Below are 15,010 nucleotides of genomic sequence, written 5' to 3'. Positions count from 1 at the left end.
CTTTCGTGCATTTAAACCGTTTATCTTTCAAAAGGCTACGGCCATAAAGGACAAATAATGCTCTACGACTCAACGCGGGAGGCTCCCCGCCTCCCCGATATGCCCATGTCATCCACCAGATCGATCAAATCCATTTGCGTCTATTGCGGCTCCGGCTTCGGGGACGACCCCGTTTTCGCTGAGAATGCGGCGGTATTGGGCCGCTCCATGGCCGAACAGGGGATCAATCTGGTCTATGGTGGCGGCAATGTGGGCCTCATGGGCACGGTGGCTCAATCCGTGCTCGATCACGGCGGTTATGTCACAGGGATCATCCCTGACTTTCTGAAGTCCCGCGAGAAGCTCCTCGACGACGTGCAGGAAACCATCGTCGTGCCTGACATGCACACCCGCAAGCGGCTGATGTTTGAGAAGGCCGACGCCTTCGTCGCCCTGCCCGGCGGGATCGGGACACTGGAGGAGCTCGTCGAGCAGATGACCTGGTCGCAGCTCGGCCGGCACACCAAGCCGATCCTGATGCTGAGCACCAAGGGCTTCTGGAAGCCCCTTCTCACCTTGATCGCCCACATGCGCGAACAAGGTTTCGTCCGTCCCGGACTGGAGCTCAATTACCTCGTGGCCGAACGGGTGGAAGAGGTCATTCCCATGCTCGAAAACGCCGCCCGGCGGATCGGTATCGTGAGCAACGAAGAGGCCATCGAGAGCCAGTTCTAAAAGACCGTCCTCATCCTGCGCGCGACAGCACGAGCCCGCTCAGGATGAGGCCTGCTGCCAGCAATCGCTGCCAGGTGATCGCCTGCACGGGAAGGCCGAAGGCTCCCACGGCATCGAGAACCAGTGCGGCAGCCACCTGACCGAAGACCAAGGCCGCCACGGTGCTGACCACGCCGAGCTGCGGCACGCCCCAGATCACGATGGCGACATAGAAGGCGCCGAGGAAACCTCCGAGCCAGGACCACCAGGGCGCTGCGGCAATGGCGCCGCCGGACGGCCATGAACCCCGAAAGACGCTGATCGCCGCCAGGATGAGAAAACCGATCCCGAACGAAATGCAGGCCGCCAGCACCGGATCGCCGAGGGATCGCGCCAGGGCGGCATTGATGGGCGCCTGGGACGAGAGGAACACGCCGCCCAGAAGAATTCCTGAGAGCGGTAGCAGGATCGAGACGTTCATGGGATTGCCTGGAATGATGCTCGGTTTCAGCAGTGTCGGATGCGGACACTGACCTCATCGTGAGAGTCTGGCTCGTAAAGGGCCAGCGGCCTCCTCGCGTCATCACCGGCCTTGTGCTGCGCATGACGGCGAGGGAGTGCATGATGAGCCAGGCTCTCAGGATGAGGTCGCGCGTTGCAAGAGACTTGTTAGAGCGACGCTCCGCTTTTGAGAAGCTTGTAGACCATCGAATCCGTCAACGCCTGGAACGAGGCGTCGATGATGTTCGGAGAGACGCCGATGGTGGTCCAGCGCTCACCGGAGCCGTCCATGAACTCGATCAGCACGCGCGTGACGGCATCCGATCCGCCCTGATAGATGCGGACCTTATAATCCACCAGCTCCAGGTCCTGGATCAGGTTCTGATACTTGCCGAGATCCTTGCGCAGCGCCACGTCGAGCGCGTTCACCGGGCCGTTGCCCTCGGCGGCCGAGATCAGCACCTCGTCGCCCACGCGCACCTTCACGATGGCCTCCGATGCGGTGACCAGCTCGCCGACCGCGTTGAAGCGGCGCTCCACGTTGACGGAGAAGCGCTCCACGTCGAAGAAGGCCGGAACCTCGCCGAGCATGCGCTTGACGAGCACGTAGAAGGACGCGTCCGCGCCTTCGAAGGCGAAGCCTTGCGCCTCCTTGCGCTTCACCTCGTCGAGCACGCGCACGATACGCGGATCGCCCTTTTCGAGTTCGAAGCCGCAGCGCTTCAACTCGGCCAGGATGTTCGATTGCCCGCCCTGATCGGACACGAGAAGCCTGCGCGCGTTGCCGACGACTTCCGGCTCCACATGCTCGTAGGTGCGCGGATCCTTCAGCACGGCGGAGGCATGGATGCCGGCTTTCGTCGCGAAAGCGCTTGAACCCACGAAAGGCGCATGGCGGTTCGGCTGACGGTTGAGGATCTCGTCCACCTGCCGCGAGACATGGGTGAGCTGGCTCAAAGTCTCGTCCGTGACGCCGAGATCGAAGCGGGCGGCATAGCCGTCCTTCAGTTTCAAGGCGCCGATGAGCGTGATGAGATTGGCGTTGCCGCAGCGCTCGCCCAGGCCGTTGAGCGTGCCCTGGATGTGGCGTGCGCCCGCTTCCACGGCGGCGAGCGAATTGGCAACCGCGCAGCCGCAATCGTCATGCGCATGGATGCCGATATGCGCGCCGGGCACAATCTTAGTCACAGCCGTGACGATCTCGGTCACCTCGTGAGGCAGCGTGCCGCCATTGGTATCGCAGAGCACGATCCAGCGTGCACCGGCCTCGTAGGCCGTCTTCACGCAGGAGAGCGCGTAATCGGGATTGGCCTTGTAGCCGTCGAAGAAATGCTCGCAATCGACGAGCACCTCGCGACCTTTTGCGCGAGCGGCTTCGACGCTCTCCTGGATGCCGGCGAGGTTGTCCTCGAGCGTCGTCTCGAGCGCTACGCGGACATGGTAATCCCAGGATTTGGCAACGAAGCAGATCGCATCGGCCTGCGCTTCGAGCAGCGCCGCGACGCCGGGATCGTTCGAGACCGAGCGCCCTGCCCGCTTCGTCATGCCGAAGGCGGTGAACTTGGCATTCTTCGTGCGCTTCTCGGCAAAGAACGTGGTGTCGAGCGGGTTCGCACCGGGATAACCGCCTTCCACGTAATCGATGCCGAGCTTGTCGAGAAGCGTGGCAATCACTTTCTTGTCCTCAAGCGAGAAATCCACGCCGGTGGTCTGCGCACCGTCGCGCAGGGTAGTGTCGAAGAGAGTGATGCGCTCGCGGCTCATGACGACAACTTCCTGTCTTCCTGGGGCGTCAGACGCTTTTCCATGGTGGTGGTGCCGAGCCATTCGTCGCCGAGCGGCACGGTGTTGCGGCGCTGCGGCTGGAAGCCATGCTTCTGGAAGAAGGGCAGCGCATTGTCGCTGACCTCCGCCACGAGACGCGAGGCGCCGCGTGCGCCGGCGAGCTTTTCGATGGCGTCGTAGAGCATCGTGCCGATCCCCTGCCCGGCTGCTGCCGGATGCACATAAAACAGCTCGATCACCTCGTTGTCCTTGAGCGCAATGAAGCCGGCGGGAGAACCCTCGACGGTCGCAATCAGGGTTAGCCCCTTCGTCAGTTTCTCTGCGAAGGAATCATCCTCCGCGAGAGCCATCCAGGCTTCCTGCTGGCTCTCGCTGTAATCCTCGCCCGTCAGCTCCGCGATGCTCTCCTCGTAGATGTCGACGAGCACCGGCAGATCGGCGGGCAGGAAGGGCCGAAGCCCCGGTTTCGGCGATGCCTGTCCCATCAGCACGCACCCCCATTCCTGAATGTGCAGCACATTTCACGCACGTCATGGCCGAGCCTGTCCCGGCCATCCCGATGGGAAGAGCGCAACGCTTTACCGATCGGGATCCCTGGGACTAGCCCGGGGATGACGGTGGAGGGTAATGACGCACTCATCGCGCAACCTCCCAAGTGGTGGTGCCGTCCTTGTTGTCCTTCACCACCACATTGAGCGCCGCGAGCTCGTCGCGGATGCGGTCGGACTCGGCCCAGTTCTTGGCAACGCGCGCTTCCTTGCGGGCCCCGATCAGCGCTTCGACCTGCGCGGGATCGATGCTGAGCGAAGCCCGCTTGCGGGCCTCCCAGGCCTCGGCTCCTTCGAGAAGGAAACCGAGCGCACGAAGGTTCGCACCGAGTTCCTCATGAGCGCCTTGCCCGTCGAGAGCATGAAGCTCCGCCAGCATCTTCGGCGTATTGAGGTCGTCCGCGAGCGCGTCGATAATCTGATCCGAAAGGAAAACAGCCTCTCCCCGGCCGGCAAGTTCATACCAGCGGTCGAGAATCTTCTCGCTTTCCTCGAGGCCCTTGATCGTCCAGTCGATCGGCTGGCGGTAATGGGTGCGCAGCATGTTGAAGCGCAAAACCTCGCCGGGCCAATCCTGCAGCAACTCGTTGATCGTGAAGAAGTTGCCGAGCGACTTCGACATCTTCTCCCCTTCCACCTGCAGGAAACCGTTGTGCATCCACACATTGGCCATGCGCGGCGTGTCAAAGGCGCAGCAGCTTTGTGCGATCTCGTTCTCGTGGTGCGGGAAGACGAGGTCGATGCCGCCGCCGTGAATGTCGAAGATCTCGCGGGCCGTCGGGTCCGCGCAGGCGAGCCGCGTCTCGAAGGCCTGGACCAGGTGCTTCCAGGACATGGCCGAGCACTCGATGTGCCAGCCGGGACGGCCCGGGGTTGCGATGCCGGCCGGTGACGCCCAAGCAGGATCTTGCGGCCCCGAGGGCTTCCAGAGCACGAAGTCCATCGGGTCGCGCTTGTAGGGCGCCACGTCCACGCGGGCGCCGGAGAGCAGTTCGTCGAGGGAGCGCTTCGAGAAGGCGCCGTATTGCGGCACGTTCGGCAGCTTCTGCATCGCGGCGACGGAGAAGAGCACGTGCTCCTCGGCCACATAGGCCGCCCCGCGGTCGATCAGCCGCTCGATGATCATGCGCATCTCGTCGATGTGCTCGGTCGCCCGGGGTTCGACGAAACGAGGAAGCTTCCCTGCCTCGTTCACGTCCTCCGGCATGAGCACGCCCAGCGCCCGGATATCGGCGTGGAACTGCTCTTCCGTCTTCCGGGTGACGACGCGGATGGCCTCGTTATGGGGCAGGTCCGGGTAATCCCGGGCCGCGCGGGCGTTAATCTTGTCGTCCACATCGGTGATATTGCGCACATACGTGACGGCTTCCTTACCGTAAACATGCCTCAGCAGACGGAAGAGAAGGTCGAAGACGATGATCGGGCGGGCGTTGCCGATGTGGGCGTAGTCGTAAACGGTGGGTCCGCAGACGTAGAGGCGCACGTTCTCAGGATCGATCGGAACGAAAACGTCCTTCGACCGGGTCAGCGTGTTGTAGAGCCTCAAGCTTGCCGCCATGAAACCAAATCCCTGTCAGGCCGCAGGCCGGAGGGTGGTTTCGATCTTGGAATGAGAACGAGACGGCTCCAGCCAGCGAAATGCGCTAGCCGCAAATAATCCCGGAAATGAGGATCGTTGCCGTGTTCATGAAGCCATCAATGCCTTTTCAGCCTCAGAACGTCAAGATTTCCGATTTGGTAATCATGTTTAATTTGCACGACCGCATGAAACGGGTTCCGGCCAAGCGCGTTAGAGCTTTGTTCACGCACACTCGTGACATAATGGCACGAGTTCAACCAATGAGGTCTTCGATGCGCCGCGCATTCACGATGCTCGGAATGGGTACTGTTGTGTTTCTTGCAGCCGCGTCCCTGACGCTGCTCCCCAATGGCTCCCAGGCCTCTTCGACCGAAGCCACCTTCATGGTTCCCGCCGCCGACGGCTATGGCGTCGCGGAATGCCTGATCACAAACCAAGCTTGTGGCCAAGTTGTGGCAAACGCCTGGTGCGAGGCCCATGGCTACACCAAGGCTGTTTCCTACCGACAGATCTCGCCCGAGGAAGTCACGGGCAACATCCAGAAGGCATCGCTCGGCCCCAAGGAGCCGCCCGTCTCCGTGACCTGCTCGAACTGAGACGGATCCAACCTAAGACGACATCGGCGAAAGCATGGCCCGAGCAGTCGCGAGGACGGCTCGGGTCAGGTCCGCCAGCAGAGGACCGACGATCCGGCTCTGCTGCCAGTAAAGCGGCACCTCTAGAGGCTGAGACGGCTTCAACGCCACCAGCCGCCCTGCCTGGAGATGGTCCTGGACCAGCAGTTCCGGGTTCATGCCCCAGCCCAGCCCTGCCAGGGCCCCATCGACGAAAGCCTGCGACGACGGGAGCCAATGGAGCGGCGGTTGCACCTCGCTCCCGAGGGGCTGGCTTCCAAGGGCCTGTCGCAGCCATATCGCCTGCAACTGATCCTTCGGGTTGAAAACCAGACACGGGGCACGAGCCGCCGCTTGCCTGCTAAATCCCTCGGCGAACCAGTGCTGCACAAAGCCGGGGCTCGCCGTCGCCACATAGCGCAGGGCGCCTAAGGGATAGCAGTTGCAGCCCTGAATCGGCCTGCCGTGGGAGGTCACGGCCGCCACGACCTCGCCGCGCCGCAGCCAATCCGCGCTGTAATCCTGATCGTCCAGAACCAGGTCGAACAGCAAGCCCTCCGTCCTAGCCATCGCCGGGATGAACCAAGTGGCGAGACTGTCCGCGTTGACAGCAAGGCGCAGGGTCACCGGGCGGGTCTCGGATTCCAGCCCGGGCAGGTTCTGGCGCAGGGCGCTTTCGAGGAGGGCGACCTGCTCCACATGCTGGCACAGGCGCTGGCCCGCTTCGGTGGCCAGGCACGGCTGCCCCCGAATGACGAGAACGGTCCCGATGCGCTCCTCCAGCAGCTTGATTCTCTGGGAGACGGCGGAGGGCGTCACGTTGAGCTGTTGCGCCGCCCGCTCGAAGCTACCGGTGCGCACCACTGCAGCCAGGGCGGAAAGAAGAGCGTAATCCAGCATCGGATTAATTTTTCTAAATTAGGTTCAGGGACTTTAATTTCCCTAATCCTAGGACAGCACTTAGGAAACGTCGATTCCTCCTTGGACCATCGACATGACCGCTCCCCTTTTCGCCGGCTTCCTGCTCGGCCTCAGCCTGATCCTCCCCATCGGGGCGCAGAATGCCTTCGTGCTGCGCGTCGGCCTGCGCGGCGAGCACGTTCTCGCGGTGTGCCTGACCTGCGCCCTCTCGGATGCGCTGCTTATCCTGGCCGGCGTTTCCGGCTTCGCGCAACTCAGCGCGCGGGTGCCCTGGGCCGAAACGGTTCTGCTTTACGGGGGAGCCGCTTTCCTTATCGCCTATGGAGCGCGCAGCTTCGTGGCCGCTTTCAAGTCAGAGTCCTTAAGGCCATCCGACGTGGCACAGACCGGACTTGGCCGGGTGGTTCTCACCTGCCTGGCCCTGACCTGGCTCAACCCGCATGTCTATCTCGACACGGTGGTCCTGATCGGCTCGATTTCGACCCAGTTCGACGAGGGAAAGGCACTGTTCGCCACTGGCGCCATGCTGGCGTCCTTCACGTTCTTCTTCTCCCTCGGCTTTGGCGCCCGCCTCCTGAAGCCCCTTTTCGCCCGGCCCGTCACGTGGCGGATCCTCGACATCGCCATCGGGCTCATCATGTGGGCGACGGCCGCAAGGCTGCTACTAAGCGACGGTTCGGTCTGAGGGTGTGGTCCCTTACGACTTCAGCCATTCCCCGCATTTCGGCGGAACCTCGGTGCCCCAGGGCATCAGCGGGACCGTCGAGGTGGAGTTCTTGGGTGAGCCTTCGATGGGCCGGTCCGAATAAACCATGTAGACCAGGGTATTGCGCTTCGCGTCGCAGCCGCGGACGATCTGCATCTTCTTGAAGATCAGCGACCGGCGCTCACTGAACACCACGTCGCCCTGGCCGAATTTCTGCTTGAACTTCACCGGGCCCACCTGCCGACAGGACAACGAGATGTCGGAGACCTCCTCGGCCACGCCGAAGGTGCCGGAAATGCCGCCGCGCTCGGGAGTCGTATAGTGGCAGGCCACGCCATCGACTACGGGATCGTCGATCCCGTAGATTGCGAGCTTGTCGTCCGGAGTCAGCGCCCGCCAGACCGTCGATTTCTTGAAAATCAGGTCGGGCTCCTGAGCGGCGGCGCCAGTCAACGCGCCCATCGTCAGGGCCAGGGCCAAAGCAATTCGAGCAAGCATCTTTCCAATCAACTCCCACGGTTACGCTGTCATGTGGGGATGGTTTGAGCCTTTGACGAGAGGCTATTCGGCGTGATGACTGACGATGCAGATCTTGTTGCCGTCGAGATCCCGGAAATAGGCGCCGTAATAGTTGCGGTGATAGTGCGGTCGCAGACCCGGCCCGCCCTCGTCCGCTCCGCCGTGCTCCATGGCCGCGGCATGGCAGGCATCGACAAGACTGCGCTTCGAGGCCAGCAGCGCGATCATGGAACCGTTGCCTGGGTTCGGCTCCGTGCCGTCGAACGGGTGCACGACCAGGAATTGCGGTCGCCCGCCGGGAAGGCCCCAGCCGATGATGCCGTTATCCGAGAACCGCACCTCGAGCCCCAAGGGAGCCAGCACGGCATCGTAGAAGCCCCTCGCCCGACCGAGGTCATTTGCTCCGATGGTCGTATGAGAGTACATGCAGGGTCACTTTTCGGAGTCGCTGTTCCGGGAGAGCTAGACAGCTTTCCTCGAAGGGGACAAGGCGTTAATCACAATAGGGTCAAATTCCAGCGGCACATGACCAGCTTACCCAGGCATGTGACGCCGCAACGGACCGGTTCTGCGATCAGCTCTATGGCAAAGACATCATTTCTCCGCTCCCTCATCGCCGTGACGGCCTTCCTGGCCGCCGGACAGGCAGCCTATGCCCAGTCGGCGCAGTGCCAGCGTTTTCAGGCCGAACTGGCGGCCCTGGACCGCAGCAGCGGGAGCGCGCCGACCGGCCAGATGCAGGCCCAGCGGGCGGAGATCAACCGTCTCGTCGGCTATTACCGCAATATCGGCTGCGAGCGCGGACCGCTCGGCTTCCTCGCCGGCCCGGCGCCGGCCGAATGCGGCTCGATCGCCCAGCAGATCCGCCAGCTCGAGGCCGGCTATGCCCGCCTCGCCTCGCAGGCCGTCGATCAGAGCCAGGTCGACGCGCGCCGCCGGCAGCTGCAGGTGGCCGTCCAGCAGACCTGCTCCACCGATCAGCCGCGCGGGTTCTTCGAATCCTGTTCGGCGCTCCGCGCCAGCAACAGCAGCAGGAAATCATGCCCGAGGGGCAGCCCATCATCGCCGATGACGGACCACGGTCAATGGGCGGCGGACGCCTGATCTGCGTCAAGACCTGCGACGGTTCGTTCTTCCCGCTCACCACTCCTCCGGGCGGCGGTCAGAGCGCCAACGAGATGTGCCAGTCCCTCTGCCCCGGCACGGAAACCCTGGCCTTCGCCTATCCGGGCGGCGATCAAGGCCTCAACCGGGCAGCCTCGCTCTCCTCGAACCAGCCCTATACGTCGCTGGCGAACGCGTTCAAGTTCCGGAAGACCTTCGACGAGAGCTGCGCCTGCAAGAAGTCTGACGAGAGCTGGGCGGTGGTTCTGCGCAAGGCGGAGAGCATGCTCCAGCAGCGCAAGGGCGACATGATCGTCACCGCCGAGAAGGCGGAGGAACTCTCCAGGCCGAAGGTGCAGGCGGCCCGCAAGGCCGCCGACAAGAAGGCCGACGACGAGACCAAGGAGGCGGCCGAGATCGCCGCCGCTGCTCCGACCGCCAGCAAGGAATCGGCCGGTATCGGCCCTCAATCGATCGAGACCAACGCCGTGGTCAGCCAGGGCGAGGGCTCCAAGCAGGAAGTCGTTGCGGGCAATGGCCAGAAGAAGACGGTGCGGGTGATCGCACCCAACCTGATCCCGGTCCCGCACGCGCAGAACTGATTGCGTTCAGAACGGTGTCATTCCTGGCCGGAGCGCAACGGAGGGCAAGGGAATCTAAATCCGGACGCGTGGTTATGGTCCCCTTGCCGGTCCTTTCGGACTGCCGGGGATAACACCCTCCACGTCATGGCCGGGCTTGTGCCGGTGATGACAAGGGAGCGTACGAGCCCGCGCATTCCGCACAGCCTCCGGTCATGCTATCACCCCGGCATGAAACCGCTCGATTCCCTTGAGATGCCCCGGCCCGCGGGCGCATCGGATCCCATCATTGCTGTCTCCGGGCTCAGCAAAACCTATGCATCGGGCTTCCAGGCCCTGAAAAAGGTTGATCTGGAGATCCGGCGAGGCGAAATTTTCGCACTGCTCGGGCCCAACGGCGCCGGCAAGACGACCCTGATCAGCATCATCTGCGGGATCGTCAATCCGAGCACGGGTACCGTCACCGCCGACCGCCACGACATCATCCGCGATTATCGGGCTGCGCGCACCAAGATCGGCCTCGTCCCGCAGGAACTCACCACCGATGCCTTCGAGAGCGTCTGGGCGACGGTGACATTCAGCCGGGGGCTCTTCGGCAAGCCGCCCAATCCGGCCTATCTCGAGAAGATCCTGAAGGACCTCTCCCTGTGGGAGAAGCGGGACAGCAGGATCATGACGCTCTCGGGCGGCATGAAGCGCCGGGTCATGATCGCCAAGGCGCTGTCGCACGAGCCCAAGATCCTCTTCCTCGACGAGCCGACCGCGGGTGTCGACGTCGAGCTGCGGCGGGACATGTGGAACATGGTCCGTCGTTTGCGGGAGAGTGGCGTCACGATCATCCTGACCACCCACTATATCGAAGAGGCCGAGGAGATGGCCGACCGGATCGGGGTGATCAGCAAGGGCGAGATCATCCTGGTCGAGGACAAGAACGTCCTGATGCAGAAGCTCGGCAAGAAGCAGCTCACCCTGCACCTGCAGAGCCCTCTCTCGGTGCTTCCAACCGAGCTGCAATCCGAGAACCTGCAGCTTTCCGCCGACGGCACCGAACTCGTCTATACGTTCGATACGCAGACGCAGGAGACAGGCATCGCCGGCCTTCTGCGCCGCCTGAACGAGCACGGCATCGATTTCAAGGACCTGCAGACCTCCGAGAGCTCGCTCGAGGAGATCTTCGTCAGCCTGGTCAGGGGACGCCCATGAATCTCTACGGCATCAAGGCCATCTATCTCTTCGAAATGGCCCGCACCTGGCGGACGCTGATGCAGAGCATCGCCTCGCCGGTTCTCTCGACCTCGCTCTATTTCATCGTCTTCGGATCGGCCATCGGCTCGCGCATGGCCAGTATCGACGGCGTGAGCTACGGCGCCTTCATCGTGCCGGGCCTGATCATGCTCTCCATCCTGACGGAGAGCATCTCGAATGCCTCCTTCGGCATCTACATGCCGAAATTCGCCGGCACCATCTACGAACTCCTGTCCGCTCCCATCTCGGCGCTCGAGACGGTGATCGGCTATGTGGGGGCGGCCGCCACCAAGTCGGTGATCATCGGCGCCATCATCCTGATCACGGCGCGGCTCTTCGTGGATTTCTCGATCGAGCATCCTTTCTGGATGATCGCCTTCCTGGTGCTGACCTCCGTCACCTTCAGCCTCTTCGGCTTCATCATCGGCATCTGGGCCGACAGCTTCCAGAAGCTGCAGGTCGTCCCGCTGATGATCGTGACGCCCCTCGCCTTCCTGGGCGGCAGCTTCTATTCCATCAACATGCTGCCGCCGTTCTGGCAGACGGTCGCCCTGTTCAATCCGGTGGTCTATCTGGTGAGCGGCTTCCGCTGGAGCTTCTACGGCGTCGCCGACGTGGGCGTCGGGATCAGCCTAGCGATGACCCTCGTCTTCATGCTGATCTGCCTGTCCGCCGTCTGGTGGATCTTCAGGTCGGGGTACAAGATCAAGGCGTAACCACCGCACGTCATCACCGGCCTTGTGCCGGTGATCTCGATGGAATGAGGCGCGGCTTTTTCCGTATCAGACACCGGGACAGGCCCGGCCATGATGTGGATAGGGTTAAGCCGCCTGCCCCGACAACCGCGCCTTCGCGCGCTCGGGTCCGATCAGCGGAAGCAGCGCTCCCAGTTCCGGACCGTGATCGAGGCCCGTCAGAGCGAGACGCAGGGGCATGAACAGCGCCTTGCCCTTCACGCCGGTGGCCGTCTTCACGGCTTCGGTCCAAGCCTTCCAGGTCGCTGCATCCCACGGCGTCGGCGGAAGGACGTTTGTCGCCGCCTCGATGAAGGCCTTGTCTTCGATGACCGGCGTTACGGGACCGCGCACCACCTTCGCCCACTCGACCGCATCCTGAACCTTCGTCAGGTTGCCGCGCACGGCGAGCCAGAAGGCTTCGCCCGCATCCGCATCGAGCTGCGCCAGACGCTCGCGGGCGGCCTCATAGGGCATCTCGTGGATGAGGCGGGCATTCAGGTGCTCAAGCTCGCTCTCGTCGAACTTCGCGGGGGCCCGGGAGATGTGGGAGAAGTCGATCAGGCGGGCGAGTTCGTTGAGATCGGCCACCGGCCGCACGGCCTCCGCCGATCCGACCAGCACTGCGAGCGAGGCCACCGATTGCGGCTCCAGCCCGGCATCGCGCAGGCCCTTGATCGAGAGATGGCCGAGGCGCTTGGACAGGCCCTCGCCGCTTGCCGTGATCAGCAGGCTGTGATGGGCGAAGGTGGGAACGGCAGCGCCGAGCGCCTCGAAGATCTGGATCTGCACCGCCGTGTTGGTGACGTGGTCCTCACCCCGGATCACATGGGTCACTTTAAGCTCGATGTCGTCCACCACCGAGGGCAGCGTGTAAAGATAGGTCCCGTCCTCGCGCACCAGCACCGGATCGGACAGCGAGCTGCAATCCACGTGGCAATGGCCTCGCACGAGGTCTTCCCAGGTGACATTCGTGGGCTCGAGGCGGAAGCGCCAATGGGGCTTTCGTCCCTCCTGTTCGAGCTTGGCCCGGTCCTCGTCGGTGAGCTTGAGGGCTGCCCGGTCGTAGATCGGCGGCAGGCCGCGGGCGAGCTGGCGCTTGCGGCGGAATTCGAGCTCTTCCTGCGTCTCGTAGCAGGGATAGAGGCGGCCAACCGCCTTCAGCCGCTCGGCGGCGGCGTCATAGAGATCGAACCGATCCGACTGGCGCACGATCACATCGGGAGCAATGCCGAGCCACTTCAGATCAGTCTCGATGGAATCCGCATATTCCTTCTTCGAGCGCGCCACATCCGTATCGTCGAAGCGCAGGATGAAGGTGCCGCCTTCCCGTCGCGCATAGAGCGCGTTGAGCAAGGCGACGCGGGTGTTGCCGATATGGATGTGCCCGGTCGGAGACGGGGCGAAGCGAACGATGGGCTTGGACATGGCCAACCCTATGGCGAAGGGAGCCCGGCGGCGCAAGGGGTGACGGACTTTTCAGTGTCATTCCCGGCCAGCAGTCGCCCGGGATGATACCCACGACGTCATGGCCGGGCTTGTCCCGGCCATCCCGATACGGACAAGCGCCGCGCTTCGAGTGATCGGGATCACCGGCACAAGGCCGGAGATGGCGTGGATGGTATGTGGCGCGTGTTCTACACGTCCTGCGAACCCACCCGCGGCTTGCCGATGGCGCGTTCCAGGGCCTCGTCCTTCTGGTGAGCCACCAAGCCCTGGTCGCGATAGCGGTTGACGATGGGGTAGCGGCGGTCACGGCCGAAATTCTTGCGCGTGACCTTCACGCCGGGCGCGGCCTGGCGGCGCTTGTACTCGGCGATGTAGAGCAGCCGCTCCACCTTCTTGACAATCTCCGGATCGTAGCCCTTCGCGACGATCTCGGAGACGCGCAGTTCCTCTTCCACCAGGCCGCGCAGGATCTCGTCGAGATCCTCGTAGGGCGGCAGCGAATCCTGGTCCTTCTGGTTCTCGCGCAGTTCGGCCGTGGGCGCCTTGGTCAGGATGTTCTCGGGGATGACGATGCCGTCAGGACCTAGAGCGCCCTTCGGCTTCCAGCGGTTGCGCAGGGCCGAGATATGGTAGACCTCCATCTTGTAGAGATCCTTGATCGGATTGAAGCCGCCATTCATGTCGCCATAGATGGTGGCATAGCCCACCGACATTTCCGACTTGTTGCCGGTGGTCACCACCATGGCGCCGAACTTGTTCGAGATGGCCATGAGGATGGTGCCGCGGGCCCGGCTCTGGAGGTTCTCCTCCGTGATGTCGCGCTTGGCGCTGGCAAAGATCGGCTCCAGGGCCGCCTCGAAGCCTTCCACGGGCGCAGCGATCGGCAGGATGTCGTAGCGGACGCCGAGCGCCTTGGCGCAGTCCTCCGCGTCCTTCAGCGACTCGCCCGAGGTGTAGCGATACGGAAGCATGACGCAATGCACCCGCTCGGCTCCGAGCGCGTCGACCGCCATGGCGGCGCAGATGGCGGAATCGATGCCGCCGGACAGACCCAGCACCACGCCGGGGAAGCGGTTCTTGTCGACATAGTCGCGCAGGCCCATAACGCAAGCCGCGTAGTCCGCTTCCTCGCCCTCCTCCACCGTCACGACGGGGGCCTCGCGGCAGGCCCAGCCGTCCTCGCCCTTCACCCAGGTGGTGAGCGCGACGATCTCCTCGTTGGCGGGCAGCTGGCAGGCGAGTGAGCAATCGGCATTGAGCACGAAGGACGCGCCGTCGAAGACCAGTTCGTCCTGGCCCCCGACCTGATTGAGATAGACCAGCGGGAGCCCGCTCTCGGTCACGCGGGCCGCCGCAATGTTGAAGCGCTCTTCGGTCTTGCCGCGCCAATACGGCGAGCCGTTGGGCACGAGGAGCATCTCGGCGCCCGTCTCGGCGAGGCACTCGACGACATCGCCGGTCCAGATGTCCTCGCAGATCGGAAGCCCGAGCCGGATACCCCGGAAATTCACGGGCCCAGGCAGAGGCCCGGCATCGAAATTGCGCTTCTCGTCGAAGACCCCGTAATTCGGCAGGTCGACCTTGAAGCGCACGGAAATCGAGCCGCCGTCGAGAAGCGCATAGGCGTTGTAGAGGGCGTCGCCCTCCCGCCAGGGCAGTCCGATGAGCATGCCGGGCCCGCCATCCGCCGTCTCGCGAGCCAGCCGTTCGAGCGCAGCGCGGCAGGAATCCTGAAACGCCGGCTTCAGCACGAGGTCCTCGGCAGGATAGCCCGCGAGGAACTGCTCGGCGAACATCACGATATCGGCCCCGAGCCGGGCCGCTTCCGCGCGGGCGGCCCGCGCCTTCTCTTCGTTGCCGGCGACATCGCCGACGATGGGATTGAGCTGCGCGAGAGCGATCTTGAGCGTGTTCTGAGCCATGATACCTGAGCATCGGACTCAAAAGTGGAGGCCACTTTTGGGATCCATCCGATGCTCCCTTTCTTGATAGGCGCATCATCCGGCGCGGAAAACCGGGACCACTTTTCCG

At 63.4% G+C, this 15,010-nt stretch carries 16 protein-coding genes; 7 read left to right on the top strand and 9 right to left on the bottom strand.

Annotated features, from left to right (window positions below):
- Positions 1–105: 105 nt before the first annotated feature.
- Positions 106–714, top strand: coding sequence for a TIGR00730 family Rossman fold protein (locus tag ACD578_RS03715; RefSeq protein WP_404290979.1), 609 nt, complete (start codon positions 106–108; stop codon positions 712–714).
- 10 nt (positions 715–724) lie between these two features.
- Here the strand turns inward: ACD578_RS03715 and ACD578_RS03710 are convergent, their stop codons facing one another.
- The 4 genes from ACD578_RS03710 to cysS form a co-directional block, all read right to left on the bottom strand.
- Positions 725–1,174 (bottom strand): DMT family transporter, encoded by a 450-nt coding sequence (locus tag ACD578_RS03710; protein WP_404290977.1) that lies wholly within the window; start codon positions 1,172–1,174, stop codon positions 725–727.
- 188 nt (positions 1,175–1,362) lie between these two features.
- On the bottom strand, positions 1,363–2,958 hold the full coding sequence (gene cimA, locus ACD578_RS03705) for a citramalate synthase (RefSeq protein WP_404290975.1): 1,596 nt from the start codon (positions 2,956–2,958) through the stop codon (positions 1,363–1,365).
- The gene (locus ACD578_RS03700; RefSeq protein WP_404290972.1) at positions 2,955–3,464 is read right to left on the bottom strand and encodes a GNAT family N-acetyltransferase; all 510 of its coding nucleotides are present in this window, start codon (positions 3,462–3,464) and stop codon (positions 2,955–2,957) included. Before ACD578_RS03700 ends, cimA begins: the two co-directional genes overlap by 4 nt.
- 151 nt (positions 3,465–3,615) lie before the next feature.
- Entirely contained in the window at positions 3,616–5,085 is a 1,470-nt protein-coding gene (cysS, locus tag ACD578_RS03695) for a cysteine--tRNA ligase (protein ID WP_404290970.1), read from the bottom strand.
- Between the two features lie 293 nt (positions 5,086–5,378).
- Here cysS and ACD578_RS03690 point away from each other — a divergent pair, with 293 nt between their 5' ends.
- The gene (locus ACD578_RS03690; RefSeq protein WP_152713111.1) at positions 5,379–5,702 is read left to right on the top strand and encodes a hypothetical protein; all 324 of its coding nucleotides are present in this window, start codon (positions 5,379–5,381) and stop codon (positions 5,700–5,702) included.
- A 12-nt stretch (positions 5,703–5,714) separates the two neighbouring features.
- Here ACD578_RS03690 and ACD578_RS03685 read toward each other — a convergent pair whose 3' ends face one another.
- On the bottom strand, positions 5,715–6,620 hold the full coding sequence (locus tag ACD578_RS03685; protein ID WP_404290968.1) for a LysR family transcriptional regulator ArgP: 906 nt from the start codon (positions 6,618–6,620) through the stop codon (positions 5,715–5,717).
- Between the two features lie 94 nt (positions 6,621–6,714).
- Here ACD578_RS03685 and ACD578_RS03680 point away from each other — a divergent pair, with 94 nt between their 5' ends.
- On the top strand, positions 6,715–7,326 hold the full coding sequence (locus ACD578_RS03680; RefSeq protein WP_404290966.1) for a LysE/ArgO family amino acid transporter: 612 nt from the start codon (positions 6,715–6,717) through the stop codon (positions 7,324–7,326).
- 12 nt (positions 7,327–7,338) lie between these two features.
- On the opposite strand, the gene ACD578_RS03675 is transcribed toward ACD578_RS03680, so the two are convergent.
- Both ACD578_RS03675 and ACD578_RS03670 read right to left on the bottom strand, forming a co-directional pair.
- The gene (locus ACD578_RS03675; RefSeq protein WP_404290964.1) at positions 7,339–7,845 is read right to left on the bottom strand and encodes a CreA family protein; all 507 of its coding nucleotides are present in this window, start codon (positions 7,843–7,845) and stop codon (positions 7,339–7,341) included.
- 63 nt (positions 7,846–7,908) lie between these two features.
- Entirely contained in the window at positions 7,909–8,292 is a 384-nt protein-coding gene (locus ACD578_RS03670; RefSeq protein WP_404290962.1) for a VOC family protein, read from the bottom strand.
- A 156-nt stretch (positions 8,293–8,448) separates the two neighbouring features.
- Here ACD578_RS03670 and ACD578_RS03665 point away from each other — a divergent pair, with 156 nt between their 5' ends.
- The 4 genes from ACD578_RS03665 (at position 8,449) to ACD578_RS03650 (ending at position 11,512) form a co-directional block, all read left to right on the top strand.
- Positions 8,449–8,970: a hypothetical protein gene (locus ACD578_RS03665; protein WP_404290960.1), complete on the top strand. Its 522-nt coding sequence runs from the start codon at positions 8,449–8,451 to the stop codon at positions 8,968–8,970.
- Positions 8,907–9,572, top strand: a complete 666-nt coding sequence (locus tag ACD578_RS03660) for a DUF2865 domain-containing protein (RefSeq protein WP_404290958.1) — start codon at positions 8,907–8,909, stop codon at positions 9,570–9,572. Before ACD578_RS03665 ends, ACD578_RS03660 begins: the two co-directional genes overlap by 64 nt.
- A 210-nt stretch (positions 9,573–9,782) precedes the next feature.
- Positions 9,783–10,754, top strand: coding sequence for an ABC transporter ATP-binding protein (locus tag ACD578_RS03655; RefSeq protein WP_404293686.1), 972 nt, complete (start codon positions 9,783–9,785; stop codon positions 10,752–10,754).
- Positions 10,751–11,512 (top strand): ABC transporter permease, encoded by a 762-nt coding sequence (locus tag ACD578_RS03650; RefSeq protein ID WP_404290956.1) that lies wholly within the window; start codon positions 10,751–10,753, stop codon positions 11,510–11,512. Before ACD578_RS03655 ends, ACD578_RS03650 begins: the two co-directional genes overlap by 4 nt.
- A 105-nt stretch (positions 11,513–11,617) precedes the next feature.
- Here the strand turns inward: ACD578_RS03650 and gltX are convergent, their stop codons facing one another.
- The gene (gene gltX / locus ACD578_RS03645) at positions 11,618–12,958 is read right to left on the bottom strand and encodes a glutamate--tRNA ligase (RefSeq protein ID WP_404290954.1); all 1,341 of its coding nucleotides are present in this window, start codon (positions 12,956–12,958) and stop codon (positions 11,618–11,620) included.
- A 209-nt stretch (positions 12,959–13,167) separates the two neighbouring features.
- Positions 13,168–14,901 carry an NAD+ synthase gene (locus ACD578_RS03640; protein ID WP_404290952.1) on the bottom strand — a complete coding sequence of 578 codons (1,734 nt, stop codon included), beginning with the start codon at positions 14,899–14,901 and terminating at the stop codon, positions 13,168–13,170.
- Between the last annotated feature and the right edge of the window lie 109 nt (positions 14,902–15,010).

The organism is Microvirga sp. RSM25 (assembly GCF_044784385.1).
Taxonomy (GTDB): domain Bacteria; phylum Pseudomonadota; class Alphaproteobacteria; order Rhizobiales; family Beijerinckiaceae; genus Microvirga; species Microvirga tunisiensis.
This window is presented reverse-complemented; position numbering and strand designations above follow the sequence as displayed.

Bases quoted from the DNA above. Each gene is read 5' to 3' on its own strand.
- ACD578_RS03715 (WP_404290979.1), top strand. From the start codon at position 106: ATGTCATCCACCAGATCGATCAAATCCATTTGCGTCTATTGCGGCTCC.
- ACD578_RS03710 (WP_404290977.1), bottom strand. From the start codon at position 1,174: ATGAACGTCTCGATCCTGCTACCGCTCTCAGGAATTCTTCTGGGCGGC.
- cimA (WP_404290975.1), bottom strand. From the start codon at position 2,958: ATGAGCCGCGAGCGCATCACTCTCTTCGACACTACCCTGCGCGACGGT.
- ACD578_RS03700 (WP_404290972.1), bottom strand. From the start codon at position 3,464: ATGGGACAGGCATCGCCGAAACCGGGGCTTCGGCCCTTCCTGCCCGCC.
- cysS (WP_404290970.1), bottom strand. From the start codon at position 5,085: ATGGCGGCAAGCTTGAGGCTCTACAACACGCTGACCCGGTCGAAGGAC.
- ACD578_RS03690 (WP_152713111.1), top strand. From the start codon at position 5,379: ATGCGCCGCGCATTCACGATGCTCGGAATGGGTACTGTTGTGTTTCTT.
- ACD578_RS03685 (WP_404290968.1), bottom strand. From the start codon at position 6,620: ATGCTGGATTACGCTCTTCTTTCCGCCCTGGCTGCAGTGGTGCGCACC.
- ACD578_RS03680 (WP_404290966.1), top strand. From the start codon at position 6,715: ATGACCGCTCCCCTTTTCGCCGGCTTCCTGCTCGGCCTCAGCCTGATC.
- ACD578_RS03675 (WP_404290964.1), bottom strand. From the start codon at position 7,845: ATGCTTGCTCGAATTGCTTTGGCCCTGGCCCTGACGATGGGCGCGTTG.
- ACD578_RS03670 (WP_404290962.1), bottom strand. From the start codon at position 8,292: ATGTACTCTCATACGACCATCGGAGCAAATGACCTCGGTCGGGCGAGG.
- ACD578_RS03665 (WP_404290960.1), top strand. From the start codon at position 8,449: ATGGCAAAGACATCATTTCTCCGCTCCCTCATCGCCGTGACGGCCTTC.
- ACD578_RS03660 (WP_404290958.1), top strand. From the start codon at position 8,907: ATGCCCGAGGGGCAGCCCATCATCGCCGATGACGGACCACGGTCAATG.
- ACD578_RS03655 (WP_404293686.1), top strand. From the start codon at position 9,783: ATGAAACCGCTCGATTCCCTTGAGATGCCCCGGCCCGCGGGCGCATCG.
- ACD578_RS03650 (WP_404290956.1), top strand. From the start codon at position 10,751: ATGAATCTCTACGGCATCAAGGCCATCTATCTCTTCGAAATGGCCCGC.
- gltX (WP_404290954.1), bottom strand. From the start codon at position 12,958: ATGTCCAAGCCCATCGTTCGCTTCGCCCCGTCTCCGACCGGGCACATC.
- ACD578_RS03640 (WP_404290952.1), bottom strand. From the start codon at position 14,901: ATGGCTCAGAACACGCTCAAGATCGCTCTCGCGCAGCTCAATCCCATC.